Source organism: Nonomuraea insulae, from assembly GCF_042656245.1.
Map to the genome: position 1 here is coordinate 63399 of NZ_JBHSPA010000068.1, position 15413 is coordinate 78811.

General features: G+C 69.0%; 13 protein-coding genes. 7 read left to right on the forward strand and 6 right to left on the reverse strand.

Going from position 1 to position 15413, the window contains the following annotated elements:
- Window positions 1–19 precede the first annotated feature (19 nt).
- From ACFPZ3_RS48405 to ACFPZ3_RS48425, 5 genes are all read left to right on the forward strand, one after another.
- Complete coding sequence (locus tag ACFPZ3_RS48405; protein WP_379521183.1) at window positions 20–1417, forward strand: aminobutyraldehyde dehydrogenase; 1398 nt, start codon at window positions 20–22, stop codon at window positions 1415–1417.
- 176 nt (window positions 1418–1593) lie between these two features.
- The gene (locus ACFPZ3_RS48410) at window positions 1594–4863 is read left to right on the forward strand and encodes a nitrate- and nitrite sensing domain-containing protein (RefSeq protein ID WP_379521184.1); all 3270 of its coding nucleotides are present in this window, start codon (window positions 1594–1596) and stop codon (window positions 4861–4863) included.
- Window positions 4860–5282 carry a roadblock/LC7 domain-containing protein gene (locus tag ACFPZ3_RS48415; protein ID WP_425570490.1) on the forward strand — a complete coding sequence of 141 codons (423 nt, stop codon included), beginning with the start codon at window positions 4860–4862 and terminating at the stop codon, window positions 5280–5282. The genes ACFPZ3_RS48410 and ACFPZ3_RS48415 overlap by 4 nt, the downstream gene beginning before the upstream one ends.
- 21 nt (window positions 5283–5303) lie before the next feature.
- Entirely contained in the window at window positions 5304–5711 is a 408-nt protein-coding gene (locus ACFPZ3_RS48420) for a DUF742 domain-containing protein (RefSeq protein WP_235030067.1), read from the forward strand.
- Window positions 5692–6270, forward strand: a complete 579-nt coding sequence (locus ACFPZ3_RS48425; protein ID WP_379521185.1) for a GTP-binding protein — start codon at window positions 5692–5694, stop codon at window positions 6268–6270. Before ACFPZ3_RS48420 ends, ACFPZ3_RS48425 begins: the two co-directional genes overlap by 20 nt.
- A 107-nt stretch (window positions 6271–6377) precedes the next feature.
- Here ACFPZ3_RS48425 and ACFPZ3_RS48430 read toward each other — a convergent pair whose 3' ends face one another.
- The 6 genes from ACFPZ3_RS48430 to ACFPZ3_RS48455 form a co-directional block, all read right to left on the reverse strand.
- Entirely contained in the window at window positions 6378–6533 is a 156-nt protein-coding gene (locus ACFPZ3_RS48430) for an SHOCT domain-containing protein (RefSeq protein ID WP_379521186.1), read from the reverse strand.
- 135 nt (window positions 6534–6668) lie between these two features.
- On the reverse strand, window positions 6669–7439 hold the full coding sequence (locus ACFPZ3_RS48435) for an ABC transporter ATP-binding protein (RefSeq protein ID WP_379521187.1): 771 nt from the start codon (window positions 7437–7439) through the stop codon (window positions 6669–6671).
- Window positions 7440–7587: 148 nt separating this feature from the next.
- Window positions 7588–8811 carry a flavin-dependent oxidoreductase gene (locus tag ACFPZ3_RS48440; RefSeq protein ID WP_379521226.1) on the reverse strand — a complete coding sequence of 408 codons (1224 nt, stop codon included), beginning with the start codon at window positions 8809–8811 and terminating at the stop codon, window positions 7588–7590.
- An 81-nt stretch (window positions 8812–8892) separates the two neighbouring features.
- Window positions 8893–9696, reverse strand: a complete 804-nt coding sequence (locus ACFPZ3_RS48445; RefSeq protein WP_379521188.1) for an ABC transporter permease — start codon at window positions 9694–9696, stop codon at window positions 8893–8895.
- Entirely contained in the window at window positions 9693–10508 is an 816-nt protein-coding gene (locus ACFPZ3_RS48450) for an ABC transporter permease (protein WP_379521189.1), read from the reverse strand. Before ACFPZ3_RS48450 ends, ACFPZ3_RS48445 begins: the two co-directional genes overlap by 4 nt.
- Window positions 10505–11503 (reverse strand): ABC transporter substrate-binding protein, encoded by a 999-nt coding sequence (locus ACFPZ3_RS48455; RefSeq protein WP_379521190.1) that lies wholly within the window; start codon window positions 11501–11503, stop codon window positions 10505–10507. Before ACFPZ3_RS48455 ends, ACFPZ3_RS48450 begins: the two co-directional genes overlap by 4 nt.
- Before the next feature lie 603 nt (window positions 11504–12106).
- On the opposite strand from ACFPZ3_RS48455, the gene ACFPZ3_RS48460 reads away from it, so the two are divergent.
- Together ACFPZ3_RS48460 and ACFPZ3_RS48465 are read left to right on the forward strand one after the other, a co-directional pair.
- The gene (locus ACFPZ3_RS48460; RefSeq protein ID WP_379521191.1) at window positions 12107–14968 is read left to right on the forward strand and encodes a sensor histidine kinase; all 2862 of its coding nucleotides are present in this window, start codon (window positions 12107–12109) and stop codon (window positions 14966–14968) included.
- Window positions 14965–15387, forward strand: a complete 423-nt coding sequence (locus ACFPZ3_RS48465) for a roadblock/LC7 domain-containing protein (protein ID WP_364114691.1) — start codon at window positions 14965–14967, stop codon at window positions 15385–15387. Before ACFPZ3_RS48460 ends, ACFPZ3_RS48465 begins: the two co-directional genes overlap by 4 nt.
- Window positions 15388–15413: the final 26 nt, after the last annotated feature.

Below are 15413 nucleotides of genomic sequence, written 5' to 3' on the forward strand. Positions count from 1 at the left end.
GAGAGATGAAGTCTTCCTGATGCGTGAACTGATCAACCCTGCCACCGGCCTCCCATGTGCCGAAATTCCGGACACGTCGGTTGAGGGCGTGGCGTCGGCCGTGCGCGCGGCCCGCGTGGCGTTCGAGGAGTGGTCCCAGACCACCCCGGCCGAGCGCCAGCGGGTGCTGCTGCGGCTGGCCGACCTGGTCGAGGCCGACGCCGACGAGCTGACCAGGCTGGAGGTGGAGGAGACGGGCAAGCCCGCGGCGGTATTCAGGGACGGTGAGCTGCCCTTCGCCGTGGACAACCTGCGCTTCTTCGCCGGGGCCGCCCGCTCGCTGGAGGGCTCCGGGGCCGGGGTGTTCAGCCCCGGCTACACCTCGGTCCTGCTGCGCCGGCCCGTCGGGGTGGTGGGGTCGATCGCGCCGTGGAACTTCCCGTTCGTGATGGCGGTCTGGAAGGTCGGCCCGGCGGTGGCCGCGGGCAACGCCGTGGTGATCAAGCCGGCGCCGCAGACGCCCCGTACGACGTTGCGCCTGGCCGAGTTGTTCGCCAAGGCCGGCGCGCCCGACAACCTCGTGCAGGCGGTCACCGGCGACGCCGAGGCGGGCCAGGCGCTGGTCACCGATCCCGGCGTGGACATGGTGAGCGTCACCGGCTCCACCGAGACCGGCAGGGCCGTGATGAGCGGCGCGGCGGCCACGCTCAAGCGGGTGCACCTGGAGCTGGGCGGCAAGGCGCCGGCGCTGGTGTTCGAGGACGCCGACCTGGCCGAGATGGCCCATGGCGTGGCCATGGGGGCGACGTACAACTCCGGTCAGGACTGTACGGCCGCCACCCGCGTGTACGTCGCCAGGGAGGTCTACGACGACGCCGTGGAGGCCATCAAGGCAACTCTTGCCAACATCACCGTCGGCGACCCCTGGGACCCGGCCACGGACATCGGCCCGCTCATCTCCGCAGCGCACCGGGACCGGGTGCACGGGTTCGTCACGCGGGCCGGGGGTCGGGTGTTGCACGGTGGAGCCCCGATCCGGGGCTCCGGCTTTTTCTATCCGCCGACCCTCGTGGCCGATGTCGCACAGAGCAGCGAGATCGTGCAGGGTGAACTCTTCGGACCGGTCCTGGTCGCGCTCCCATTCGACGGCGAGGACGAAGCGGTCCGGCTGGCCAACGACACTAGATACGGGCTCGCCTCGTCGGTGTGGTCACGTGACGTGGCCCGCGCGATGCGCGTCTCCCACCGGCTCGACGTGGGCGTCACGTGGGTTAACGACCATCTGCCCATCGCCAGTGAAGCTCCGCACGGCGGGGTGAAGGGCAGCGGGTTCGGCAAGGACATGAGCCAGGAGGCAGTGCAGGAGTATTCGGTGACGCGGCACCTGATGGTGAAGCACGCGGCGCCGGCGGAGCGGGATTCGTTCCGCCCCGCCTGAAGACGTGTTGGCGCTATGCTGCCCAAAGTGCCTCTTTGGGTGCATGAGATGGGATATGTTCGGTTGGCCGATCTGGTACGGGTTGTGTTCCAATTACCCAGCCGGACAGAATCCCATGCGCCCCACGCGTGTCTGATTTTCTTCGAGCACGTACCGGCGAGAGGTTGCGAGACTCAGTGAGGACGAAAGACCCCAGACACACCAGGTCGGGGGAGTACACAGGCGGACGGTTCCGGCTGGCGAACTGGCGTGTGCGCTCCAGGCTGGTCGCGCTGATCCTCATTCCCACGGTCGTGGGTGTGCTGCTCGCCGGCATCCAGCTCGCCGACGCCATCGGCACCAGCGCCGAATACCGCCGGCTCAGCCAGGTGGCCGAGCTGGTCCAGCGCATCGGCGCGCTCAACGACGAGCTCGGCAAGGAACGCACGCTCACCGCCTGGTACGTCGCCGACCGCCGCAAGGGCCAGCGCTTCGTGCAGCTCAAGACGCAGCGGCAGGCGACCGACAAGGCCAAGAAGGACACCCTCTCCGCGGCCACGGCCATCGACGCCTCGCACTCGGTCCGTGTGCAGGAGGGCGTCGCGAACATGCGCCGCTGGCTCGACGGCCTCGACAGCCTGCGTGCCACCATGGTCGGCAACGTGCCCGCGCGCGCCTCCGTCGGCACGTACAGCACGATGATCGAGGTCTTCTCCTCCATCCAGGGAGACCTGGGCGACGGCGTCAGCGACGACGCCCTGCAGGGTGACGTCGCCGCGCTCAACTCGCTCCAGAACGTCAAGGAGGAGGTCTCGCGGCAGCAGATCATCCTCATCGTCACGCTGGTGCAGCGCAAGATCGACAGCGCCGACTGGTCCGACTTCCTGGGCTCCTGGAACAAGCAGCAGGCCGAGCTGGCCGCCTTCGAGCAGGAGGCGAACCCCGCGGACCTCAAGGCGTACCAGCAGGGGGTCAAGGGCTCGGAGGTCGACCTCGCCGACGCCATGCGCCAGCGCGCGCTGGCGCAGGTGAGCGACGGCAACCGGATCACCGACCTCGACGTCACCACGCCCACTCTGGTGCGCGACCTCAACAACTGGTACGAGAGCACCACCGTCGCGACCAACGCCATGCGCAAGGTCGAGGACGGCCTGGCCACCAAGATCGTGGCCAGCACCCGCGAGCTGAGCGACACCGAGCAGCGCAGCGCCATCATCTCCGGCGCGCTGATCCTCGTCCTGCTGCTCCTCGTCCTGGTCATCACCACCCGCGTGGCCGGTTCGCTGGTCCGCCCGCTGCGCCGACTGCGGGCCGAGGCGCTCCAGGTCGCCACGACCCGGCTGCCCGACACCGTCCGCATCCTGCGCGAGTCCGGCGATGGCGCCCACGTGCCGGAAGTGCCGTCGGTCGGTGTCAACACCCGCGACGAGATCGGTGAAGTGGCCCGGGCCTTCGACGAGGTCCACCGCGAGGCGATCCGGCTGGCCGGCGACGAGGCCAAGCTGCGCGCCAACGTCAACTCGATGTTCGTCAACCTCTCCCGCCGCAGCCAGACGCTGGTCGAACGGCAACTCCAGCTCATCGAGGGCCTGGAGCAGGGCGAGGAGGACGAGCAGCGGCTCGCGAACCTCTTCCGCCTCGACCACCTGGCCACCCGCATGCGCCGCAACAGCGAGAACCTCCTGGTCCTCGCCGGCCAGGAGGCCGCGCGCAAGTGGAGCGAGCCGGTGCCGCTGGTCGACATCGCCCGCGCCTCGTTGTCGGAGGTCGAGAACTACGAACGGGTCCAGATCCAGATCCCGTCCGGCACCCTCATCGTCGGCCCCGCCGTCACCGACGCCGTCCACCTGCTCGCCGAGCTGATCGAGAACGCCGTCTCCTTCTCCCCGCGCGAGAGCAAGGTCGCGGTGACCAGCGCGGTCGCCGAGGGCGGCGTGATGATCTCGATCAACGACCTCGGCATCGGCATGAACCAGGAGGAGCTGGGCGAGGCCAACTGGCGTCTGGCGAACCCGCCCGTCGTGGACGTGTCCGTCTCGCGGCGCATGGGCCTGTTCGTGGTCGGCCGCCTGGCCCTGCGGCACGGCATCCGCGTCCAGCTCAGCATGCGGGAGACCGGCGGCCTGAGCGCGCTGGTGATGATGCCCGACATGCTCATCAGCAACGGGCAGGGCCTGCCGCAGCAGGGCGGGCAGTACGAGGCGTTCACCACGTTCGACCCGAGCATGTTCGGCCAGCCCCCGGCGCCGAACGGCGCCGGCGGCAAGCACCCCTCCTTCGACGACATCCCCGGCCAGGTGGTGGACACGCAGTGGCCGGGCTCGCTGCCCGTGCCGGGGACCGGGAACTGGCCCTCGTTCGGCGAGCAGCAGCAGGCGGCCTTCGGCGAGCAGCCGTTCGCCGAGCAGTCCTTCGGGGAGCAGCCCTTCGGGGAGCAGCAGCCCTTCGGGGAACAGCAGCCTCCGCGGGCCGACGAGCCCCGCTGGCCGTCGTTCGCCGACGACTCCCCGCCCGTGCAGCAGCCGTTCGGCGAGCAGCCGCAGGATGCTCAGCCGTTCGGCGAGCAGCGGTGGCCGTCCTTCGCGGAGGAGGCCCCGGCGCCGCCGCAGCCCTTCGCGGACAACAGGTGGCCGTCGTTCGCCGAGACGCCGCCGCCCCTCCAGGAGGGCGACGAGCCGCGCTGGCCGTCCTTCTCGACCGAGCCGCCCAAGCAGCAGCAGTCGCAGGAGGACCCGAACTGGTCCTCCTTCGCCGACCCGCTGCCGCGCCGCTCGTTGTTCGAGGCAGAGGACACACCGAGGACGCAGCTCGGCGACTCCTACCGCTCCCCGTTCGGGGAGGAGGCCAGGCCCGCCGAGCACTACGAGCAGAACGGGAACTCGCAGTACAGCCCGTTCGGCCCCGGCGACTACTCCTCCCAGGACATGACCGGGCCGCTCCCCATCGTGCGCAGCTCGCCGATGGAGGAGCAGAGCGAGGAGTTCCTGCCGATCTTCTCGTCGGTCGGCTCGGACTGGTTCCGCCGTCCGGACCCCGAGGTGCTGCAGTATCAGGAGCCCGAGAGCGAGCCGGAGATCACCGCGATCCACCCGGCCGTGCCCGCCGACCCGCCCCCGGCGGCGCCGCCCATGGTCGGTGGCACGCCGGACAAGCCAGGGCTGCCGCAGCGCACGCCAGGCGCCTCGGGTGCCGGTGCGACCTGGTCGTCGCCCGCGGACTCCGGCTTCCAGGCCGCGCAGGCCGCCGCCCAGCCCCAGCAGGCCGGTACGACGGCGTCGGGTCTGCCCCGCCGCGTTCCCAAGGCCAACCTGGTGCCCGGTACGGCCAGCCTCGCCGAGCCCCAGGCCCAGTCTCCGGCGCCGCAGATCTCACCCGAGCGGTTGCGCAGCCGGCTCTCCAGCTTCCAGCAGGGTGTCCGGCAAGGCCGGGCGTTCACCCGCGGAGATGAGAACGAGGAGGACAAATGAGAGAAATGAGCCAGGGAGCGCGCGGCATAAGCTGGCTGATCACGGACTTCGTGAACAACGTGCCAGGCGTCGCCCACACAGTCGTGGTGTCGTCTGACGGGTTGCCACTGGCCTTCTCCGAGGGTTTTCCCAAGGATCGGGCCGACCAGCTCGCCGCGGTGGCCTCGGGCGTGATCAGCTTGACCCAGGGAGCCGCGCGGGTTTTCGAGGGCGGTATGGTGTCCCAGACCGTTATCGAAATGCAGCGTGGGCTCTTGATGATCATGTCGATCAGTGATGGATCCTGCTTGGCGGTCCTGGCTGCTCCCGACTGTGACATGGGGCTGGTCGCGTACCAGATGACCCTGCTCGTAGAGCGGGCCGGTCAGGTGCTGACTCCAGCCGTACGCGCGGAGCTGCAAGCGACTCGCCCCCGCTAGTTTGGGCGGTGACAGGAGATCATGGTGTCAGGTCAGCAGGGTTGGGCTGGTGATAGCACTCCGCCGCATCCGGCGGCTCCCCGTCCGCAGAAGCAGAGCTCCCTGGTACGGCCCTATGCCGTGACCGGGGGGCGCACCGCCCCGCGGATGAAGTTCGCCATGGAGGCACTCGTGTCCTCTGTGACGTCGGAATACCAAGATATTTCCCTACTAAGTCCGGAGTATCAGGCGATCATTCAGCTGACCCGGAACGTCCGGTCGGTTGCCGAGATCTCCGCCCTTTTACGCCAGCCTCTTGGCGTGGTCCGGGTGCTGATCGCCGACATGGCGTCGGAGGGCCTGATCCGCGTGCACCAGCCTGCGCTGGACGCGGGAAAGCCGGACCTCAACTTGCTCGAAAGGGTGCTCAGTGGACTTCGCAGGCTCTAGCCCCGGCCTAACCTCGACGAAGATCGTCGTGGCCGGGGGCTTCGGCGTGGGGAAGACGACTTTCGTGGGAGCGGTCTCCGAGATCCTGCCGCTCACCACGGAAGCGATCATGACGGACGCCTCGGCCCATGTGGACGACGTCTCACTCACGCCGAACAAGACCACCACGACCGTCGCCATGGACTTCGGCCGGGTCTCGCTCGACCGTGACCTGATCCTTTACCTGTTCGGCACGCCCGGACAGCACCGCTTCTGGTTCATGTGGGACGACCTCGTCAAAGGCGCCATCGGCGCGGTCGTCCTCGTGGACACCCGCCGGCTGGCCGACAGCTTCCCGGCCATCGACTACTTCGAAGAGGCCAAGCTGCCGTTCGTGATCGGCATCAACGGCTGGGACGGCCAATTCGCGCACGCGGAGGACGAACTCAGGGAGGCCCTGTCGATCGGCGGCCACACCCCGATCATCAGACTGGACGCCCGGCAACGCGAGTCGGTCAAATCCACCTTGATCACCTTGGTGGAACACGCCCTGACCCGCCACATGCACACTCCGGTCTAGCGACCCCCGCGCCTTCCGGCGTCATCGCAGCCCACCCCTCGCCCCATCGAGGTGGTGGGCTGTCGAATGCCCGCCTGCCTCCGCGCCCCTCCCCGGGGATTCCGAGCTCACAGCCGGGACAACAGCTCGGCCTTCTTGGCCGGGAACTCCTCCTCGGACAGCACCCCCGCGTCCCGCAGCTCACCCAGCCTGGCGATCAGCTCGGCCACCTCGCTCCCGCGCACCGGCTTCGGCGGTGCGGAGGCGAGGATCGTGGCCAGCATTGCTGCGGCGAAGGGCAGTGAGGTGTGCGTGGCGCCCGTCCCATCCTTTGAACGAACGCGGCACCCGCACACCACCCGGCCGCGCTTGGCCGGCGCGAGCGTGACGGCGGCGATCGCCGGGGGGAGAAGCCGCGATCAGACGGTGGCGTGACCGCGGACGAGTCGCCCCACCTCCGCGCGCAGATGCACGAAGTCCGGGTGCTCCCGCGTGGTGATCTGATCGCGTGGCCCGGGCAGAGCCACCTTCAGGTCTCCCACCACGTGAGCGGGCGCCTTGGACAACACCACCACCCGGTCGCCCACATAGACGCTCTCGTCGATGTCATGGGTGATGAGCACGATCGTCATCTGGTGGTGGCCGCGGACCTTGAGCACCAGGTCCTCCAGGTCCTCCCTGGTCTGCGCGTCCACCGAGCCGAACGGCTCGTCCATGAGCATCAGCGTCGGCCGGTACGCCAGCGCCCGCGCGATCGCCACCCGCTGCTGCATGCCGCCCGAGAGCTGGAACGGGTATTTGCGCCCCGCGCCTTCGAGGCCCACCGACTCAAGGGCCTCCTGGGCGGCCTCGCGGCGCTGGCGCTTGTCCATGCTCTTGCGGCGCAGCGGCAGGGCCACGTTGTCGGCGACCGACATCCATGGGAACAACGAGCGGCTGTAGTCCTGGAAGACCACGGCGAGGTTGTCCGGCGTCTGGCGGACCAGATTGCCCTCGACCCTGACCTCCCCGCCGGTCGGCGTGATCAGGCCGGCGATGGAGCGCAGCAGCGTCGACTTCCCGCAGCCCGAGGGACCGACGATGCAGAGCAGCTCGCCCTCGGCGACGCTCAGGTTGAGTCCGTCGATGGCGTGGTGCGCGTTGGGAGTGCCGCCGCCGTACACATGGGAAAGGTTGTCTATCTCGAGCACTGGATTTCCTAGGGGGCGAGACCGCGGACGCTTTTGGGGTTGAAATGACTCTAGCGGAGCGGTAATTGCTGGACATGTCAGTCAGGTAAACCCATTCAGGGCGTGATCTTACTCTTGCACGATCCCGGCTGCCATGGGAGCCACAGCCTCATACGCTCCACGATTCACGTTCGTTCAGCGCCCGCACATCGGCGTCGGAGATGCGGCGCTGCGCGTCCGCCATCGCCGACAACTCCTGCTCCGTCAGCACCTCGCCGATCTCGCCGAATCCATCCGGCGCCCGCGCGGCCACCAGCCTGATCGTCTCCTCGATGGGCAGCGCCCGGTGCGCGAGGACCAGCGCCGACGTGGGCGGACGCCGCTCCTCCTCGTACGCCTCCAGGGCCCGCGCCGGATCCCCGTACGTCGCCAGGCACCGGGCCAGGACCCGCGCGTCCAGTACGGCCTGGGAGCCGCCGTTCGAGCCGATCGGATACATGGGATGGGCGGCGTCGCCCAGCAGCGTCACCCGGCCCTGGCTCCAGCGGGGCAGGGGGGCGCGATCCACCATCGGATATTCGAGGATTCGTCCCGTGGTGGCGAGCAGCGCCCGGATGTCGGCGGGCGGATATTTCCAGGACGAGAAATGTGCTGACACGTCGGAGAGCATGCCCTCGCGGGCCCAGTCGGCGTCCGGCACGATCCCGGGCTCGGTCACCTTCACCTCGGCCACCCAGTTGATCAACCGCGGATTGCGGGCCGAGATGTGATAAGTCACAAATTTAGCGGTCATATTCGAGCCACCGACGAGTACCGTCGCGCCGTCGAGGATCGGATCGGCCTCCGCCACCCCGCGCCACATCCTGATCCCCGCCCACAGCAGCGGGTCGTCGCAAGGCCGCAGCCTGGCGCGGACGGCCGACTGCACCCCGTCCGCGCCGACCAGCACGTCCACCCGCTCCCGCAGCACCTGCCCGCCCCGGCGGAGGGTGACGAGCACCCCGTCGCCGTCCTGCGCGAAGTCCTCGAACCTGACCCCCGTGCGCACCGGCCCGACCCGCTCCTCGACGGCCACGAGCAGCGCCATCTGCAGTTCGCCCCGGTGGATGCTGTATTGGGGCCAGCGGTAACCCGCCGATCGGCCGCGCGGCAGGGCGAGGATGACGTTGCCGTGGCAGTCGGCGAACGTCATGAAGCTCGTCTCCACGGCCAGCCCCGCCAGTGCGCCGCCGAGGCCCAGCTCGGTCAGCTCGCGTACGGCATGGGGCTGCACGTTGATGCCCACCCCGAGGGGCCGCAGCGTGCGGGCGGCCTCCACGATCACGCATTCCAGCCCGGCGGCGTGCAGGCTCAGGGCCGCGCTGAGACCCCCGATGCCACCGCCCACGATCATCGTCCGCACGATGTCTCCCCCACGGGGGGACTCTAACCCGCGGCCCCGCCGGGTAAGCCGGCTATTCCTTTCTGCTCTGGGCTAGCCGGTGAGCTGCTGGGCCGAGCGGTGCCAGGCGAGGACGCGGCGCTCGACGACCAGGAACAGCTCGTTGAGCAGGTACCCCAGCACGCCGAGCAGCACGATCCCACCCCACATGGCGGGCAGGTCGAAGGTCGAGTAGGCCTCCGTGAGCTGGAAGCCGATGCCGTTCGTGGTGCCCGGGAGCAGCTCGGAGAAGACCATGACGATCAGGGAGAGCGACAGCGCCAGCCGCAGCCCCGCGAACATCTTGGGCAGCGCCGAGGGCAGGATCACCCGGAAGAGCCGCTCCGCCCGCGACAGCCGGAACGCCTGGCACGTCTGCAGGTGCAGCGGCTCGACCGAGCGGGCCCCGTCGGCGGTGTTGAGCAGCACCGGCCACACGATGGAGAACATGATGAACGCGAGCTGCATCCCCAGCCCGAACCCGAACACCACGAGGAACACGGTCACCAGCGCGGGCGGCGGGATGGCGCGCAGGAACTGCAGCACGCCGTCCAGGTAGTCGTAGACCCGGGCGGACAGGCCCACCGCCAGCCCGAGCACGACCCCGCCCGCCGCGCCTCCCGCGAAGCCGAGCGCCATCCGGCCCAGGCTGGGCAGGATGTTCCCGGTGGCGGCGTCGGTCAGGAAGAGCGTGGAGGGCGGCCCCGAGAACCACATCGCGTGCATCCGGGTGACGATCGTGCTGGGTGAGGGGAAGAACGGACTGCCCGCCACCCTCGTGGCCACCTCCCAGGCCAGGACCAGCACGACCAGGACGATGGTCCGGAACATCGCCGTGCGCATACCCCGGTCGCTCATCCAGGCTCCCCCCGCTGCGCGTGATGCCAGCGGAACGCCCGCCGCTCGACGGCCACCAGCAGCGCGTTCACCGCGACGCCGAACAACCCCACCCAGAACACCCCGGCCAGGATGTCGGTCATCCGCGCGGGCACGGCGATACCGGCGAAGAAGATGAACACGCCGATGCCGTCGCCCCGCCCGGCCACGATCTCGGTGCTGACGGTCAGGATGAGCGCCACCCCTGCCGCCAGCCGGAGGCCGGTGGTGATGAAGGGCGCCGAGGACGGCAGGGAGACACGCAGCAGCACCGACAGGGGGCCGAAGCCGTAGGAGCGGAGGGACTCCTTGGCCAGGGGGTCGACGCCGCGCAGGCCGTACATCGTGTTGTAGAGGATGGGCCAGAGCGAGGCGTAGACCACGAGGGCGACGCGGTGTTGCAGGCCGGTGCCGATGACCAGGGCCACCAGCGGGATCAGCGCCACGGACGGGATCGGCCTGAGGAACTCCACCACCGAGCGGGTGGCGGCGTCGATGACCGGCACGCTGCCGAGCAACAGCCCGAGCGGGACGGCGAGCACGGCGACGATGCCGAGCCCGATGGCCCAGGCGAGCAGGCTCGTCAGGGCGTGGGCACGGAACGCCGGGTCGAGCAGCAGCGTGACCGCCCGCCCGACGATCTCCGTGGCGGGCGGGAGGAATTCGCGATCGGCCAGCCCGGTCCTGCTGACCAGCTCGATCAGGGCGGCGAAGGCGAGAGCCCCGGCCGCCCGGCGTGACCAGCGAGTGGCGGCGGACGCCGGGCGGGGGCGGGACAGGGTTTGTGCGCTCACCCTGACGTGGTGGGCGACATGAGCGACTCGACGTTGATGGCCTTCGTCAGCCACTTGGCTTCCAGCATCCAGTCGGCCACCCGCTGGAGGCGGACCGGGTTGTCGTTGCTGGAGAAGTAGGGGAAGGTCACGGTGGCCGCGGTGGCCGCGTTGATCTGCGTGAAGGTCGGCAGCACCTTGGCCACCACCTCACGGTTGTTCTCCATGAGCTTGGCCGCGTTGTGGATGGCCCGCTGGAACGCCGCGGACACCTTGGGGTTCTTGTCGTACCACTCCTGGCTGCTGACGTAGCCGGAGATGGGGAACTCGGCGGCGGGCCCGGAGGCCGGGTCGAGGATCTTGCGCGCGCCCATGGTGGAGGTGGCGGCCGTGACCATCGGCTCGCCGAGGTAGGCGGCGTCGATCTGGCCCTGCTTCCACGAGGGCATGATGTTCTGGAAGGTCACCTGGACGTACTTGATGGTGGCCGGGTCGACGTTGTTGGCCTTGAGCACCTGGGTGAGCGCCAGCTCCTGGAAGTTGTGCAGGACGTTGACGTTGATCGTCTTGCCTTCCAGGTCCTTCGGCGTCTTGATGGGCGAGTTGGGCAGGGCCATGATGCTGAGCGAGTCGGGGGCCGCGCGAGAGCCCTCGGCCAGGATGCGCAGCTTCAGCGTCTGCTTGTCATGGGCGGCGAACATCGAGACGTAGTTCCCGAACATCGCGTCGATCTCGCCCTTGATCAGCATGGGGATGGCATCAGGCGCGGCCTGGACGATCTGCGGAGTGACCTCCAGTCCCTCCTTCTCGAAGAGCCCTTGGTCGATGGCGACGTAGAGGGCGGCGCTGTCGATGGCCGGCAGGGTGGCGACCTTGATCTGGGTCTTCTCCAGCCCGCTGCCGGATGCGGACGGCGGGGCGCTGGCGGTTGGGGAGCCGCCGGCGCTGCACGCCGCGGCGCCGAGTGTCAAAGCGAACCCGATGATGGCGGCCCTGGCGGAACGGCCAAGCCTCATGTCAGGGACTCCTTTCGGATGGAGCCAGGGGGGGACCGGGTGGCTTTTTGCTCCCGGGGGCTGTGTGCCTGACGCACAACAGGGATTGACGGTAGCACCAAATGGGTGGGCATTATCGTGAAGATGACACTTGTGGTTGCAATGTCTGTTTGTCGCTATATCGTGAAAATTTGACGACCCAAATGTTTGTCCGGTTTGGGATTGGAGGTAACTGCCGGGACTTCGGGTAACCCCTGGTGCCCCGTATTCGATCTTTTCGGCGAGTCAGGAAGTGGCTCGTGGAACGGTCCCTTATTGCCTGTTTTCCCTGGTAGAAGGCCATCTACCGATTCGGTCGCTTTTTTCGGACATATAGGGCTAAAGGCCCCAGAGGGGCACTAGTAGTGGTTGGCCCTTGTCGATCTGTGTGCTTATCTCGATGCACATATTGCCTCACCTGCATTATCTGAGCTGGTCACCTGAGAATTCCCTCAAGGGCGAGAGGTTGCGAAGGCAGTGAGAACGCAGAACGCTGAAGCTTCCGCCGACCGCGAGCCGCACGGCCATGAGAAGCGACGGCTGTCCAAACCGACCTCGCGCAGGTTCGGATTGGGTAACTGGCATGTGCGATCACGCCTCATAGCGCTGATCGTCGTTCCCACGGCCGTCGCCGTGGGCCTGGGTGGGCTGAGCGTCGTCACCTCGCTCAGTGACGCCAACACCTACCAGACTCTCAGAGAGGTCGCCGAGCTCAGCCAGCAGCTCGGGGCCGTGACGCAGGAGTTGTCCTTCGAGCGCGACGAGACCGCCCTCTACATCGCCCAGGGCCGGCCCCAGAATCGCGAGGCGCAGCTCAACACCACCTACAGCGGGGTCAACGGCCTCATCGACGAGGCCAAGAAGCGGGCCCTCGCGCTGGGGGAGAGCCACGGCGAGGCCGTACGGCCGGTGCTGCGGCGCCTGGAGGAGATCCCGACACTGCGTGACACGGCGGTGAACGGCAAGATCCAGCCCCTGCCGATGATCAGGAAGTATTCGGAGATCATCGCGGCCCTGCTGCAGTTCCACGACCAGGTCGGGCAGGTCGCGGTGGACGACGAGGTGGCCGACAGCGCCGGCTCGATGGCCGCCATCGCCCGGGCCAAGGAGCAGGCGTCCAAGCAACGCGGCATCCTGGCCAGTTCGCTGAACAACAAGAACTTCGACAGCGGCGAACTCGACGCGCTCACCGACGCCAAGTCGCGTGAGGAGAGCGAGGAGACGCTGTTCAGGACCCTGGCCAACCTCGACCAGCTGGAGCTCTACCGCAACACCGTCGTGGGCAGGGACATCGACCAGACCGACCTGTTCCGGCTGCGTGCGATGGCGCAGGCGTCCGAGGGCAAGGAGCTGAGCATCGGGGCGCGGCCCGAGCGGGATGTCGCCACCTGGTTCGAGGTCAGCACCGGCAAGGTCGACGCGCTGCGGAACGTGGAGAAGGCGCTGTCCTCCTCCGTCATCCTGCGCGCCCGCGGCCTGGAGGAGAGCGCCAACCGCTCCGCCATGATCTCCGGCGGCCTCATCCTGCTGCTGCTGATCGTGGTGATCTCGATCATCTCGCTCATCGCCCGCTCGCTGATCAGGCCGCTGCGCAGGCTGCGCCGCGAGGCGCTCGACGTCGCCGGGCAGCGCCTGCCGGAGACCGTGCGGCAGTTGCGCGAGAGCGGGGACGGCACGGTCGGCCCCGTCGTGCCGATCGGGGTGGACACGCACGACGAGATCGGTGAGGTCGCGCGGGCGTTCGACGAGGTGCACCGTGAGGCGGTGCGGCTGGCGGGCGAGGAGGCCCGGCTGCGCAGCAACGTCAACGCGATGTTCGTGAACCTGTCGCGGCGTAGCCAGACGCTGGTGGAACGGCAGATCACCCTGATCGACGGGCTGGAGCAGGGCGAGCAGGACGAGCAGCGGCTCGGCAATCTGTTCAAGCTCGACCACCTGGCCACCCGTATGCGGCGCAACAGCGAGAACCTGCTGGTGCTGGCGGGCCAGGACCCGCCGCGGCGGTGGAGCCAGCCGGTCAAGCTGGTCGACGTGGCCAGGGCGTCGTTGTCGGAGGTCGAGAACTACGAGCGCGTCGTGCTCCAGGTGCCCGACGGGGTGTCGGTGGCCGGCCAGGCCGTGAACGACGTGATCCACCTGATCGCCGAGCTGGTCGAGAACGCGCTGTCGTTCTCGCCGCGCGAGACCAGGGTGACCGTCTCGGGCAGCCGGATCGACGGCGGCGGCGTGATGTTGTCGATCACCGACTCCGGCATCGGCATGACCCAGGAGGAACTGATCGCGGCCAACGAGCGGCTGACGGACGCGCCGAGCGTGGACGTGTCGGTGTCGCGGCGGATGGGCCTGTTCGTGGTGGCCAGGCTGGCGCACCGGCACGGCATCCGGGTGCAACTGCGCCCGCACGCCTCCGGCGGCCTGACCGCGATGGTGCTGATCCCCGAGAACATGCTGGGCTCCCAGGCTCCGACCTTCTCCGGCATGCCGTCCTTCTCCGGAAACCAGCCACCGTCGTTCTCGGACAACCAGCCGTCCTCCTTCTCCGGAAACCAGCCATCCTCCTTCTCCGGCAATCAGCCATCCTCCTTCTCGGGCAATCAGCCGCCGGCCTTCGCGGGAGCGGGCGCGGGCGGGCCGGGCGGGCCGGGCGGCGGGCCGAGAGGGGACGAGCCGTACTCGGGGCCCAGGGGAGACGAACCGTACTCCGGCCCGCACTCCGCCCCGCCCCCCACCGACTGGCCGCAACCGACGTTCCAGATGGGCCCCGGCCACCCGTCGTTCCCCTCCAACCCCGAGACGGGCGGCAACTGGTCGACGCCACCGCCCGCCTGGCAACCCGACCCCTCGGCCTGGCCCGCCGAACCACGCGGCGGCGGCTTCGAGAGCGGCGACGTCTGGGCGCCGCCCCGCGGCCCCGCCTGGAACGGCGAGCGGGGCCTGCCCAAGAGACCCGTCCCCCAAGCGCCACCCGGCGGCTGGAACCAGGACACCAACCCGCCGCAGCGGCCGGGGTTCGACTTCCCCGAGCCCGCCTCCGGCGCGACGGACCCCATGCCGGCGGCCCCGCCCGCGTCCGCCGGCGACGACTACCTGCCGATCTTCGCCGCCGTGGAATCCGCCTGGTTCGGCCGCGACGCGAACGGCGCGAGCTGGGGATCCGCCAAGGCGGACGCGGGCTGGAGCGCTGCGGAGGCAGTAGTGGAGCCGGTACGTGACGGTGCGACGGCGGCGGGACTGCCCAAACGGGTGCCCAAGGCCAACCTGGTGCCCGGCTCGGCGGACACCGCCGCGTCCCCGAAGGGCGTCACGCCGATGCCCTCGGTGTCCCCGGACCGGATCCGCAACCGTCTGTCCAGCTTCCAGCAGGGCTTCCGTGCGGCACGAGACGACATCAGCGAGGGCAGGGCCTTCCCCTCCCCGAAGGACAACGAAAGGGAGGAGCGCGCATGAACGACCTCAGCCACGCGGCACGCGGAGTCGACTGGCTGATCACGGACTTCGTCAGCACGGTCCCGGGTGTGGCGCACGCGGTGGTGGTCTCGTCCGACGGTCTGCCGCTGGCGGCGTCGTCGGGCTTTCCGGCTGACCGGGCTGATCAGCTCGCCGCGATCGCGTCAGGTTTGGTGAGCCTGACGCAGGGCGCGGCCAGGGTGTTCGAGGGTGGTGCGGTCAACCAGACGATCGTGGAGATGCAGCGCGGGCTGATGCTGATCATGTCGGTCAGTGACGGCTCGTGCCTGGCGGTGCTGGCCGCTCCGGACTGTGACATGGGGCTGGTGGCGTACCAGATGACGTTGATGGTCGATCGCGCCGGTCAGGTGCTGACCCCGGCTGTGCGCGCGGAGCTGCGCGCCAGCCAGATCAGGTGATGTACGTGACAGACCCCAGATGGAAC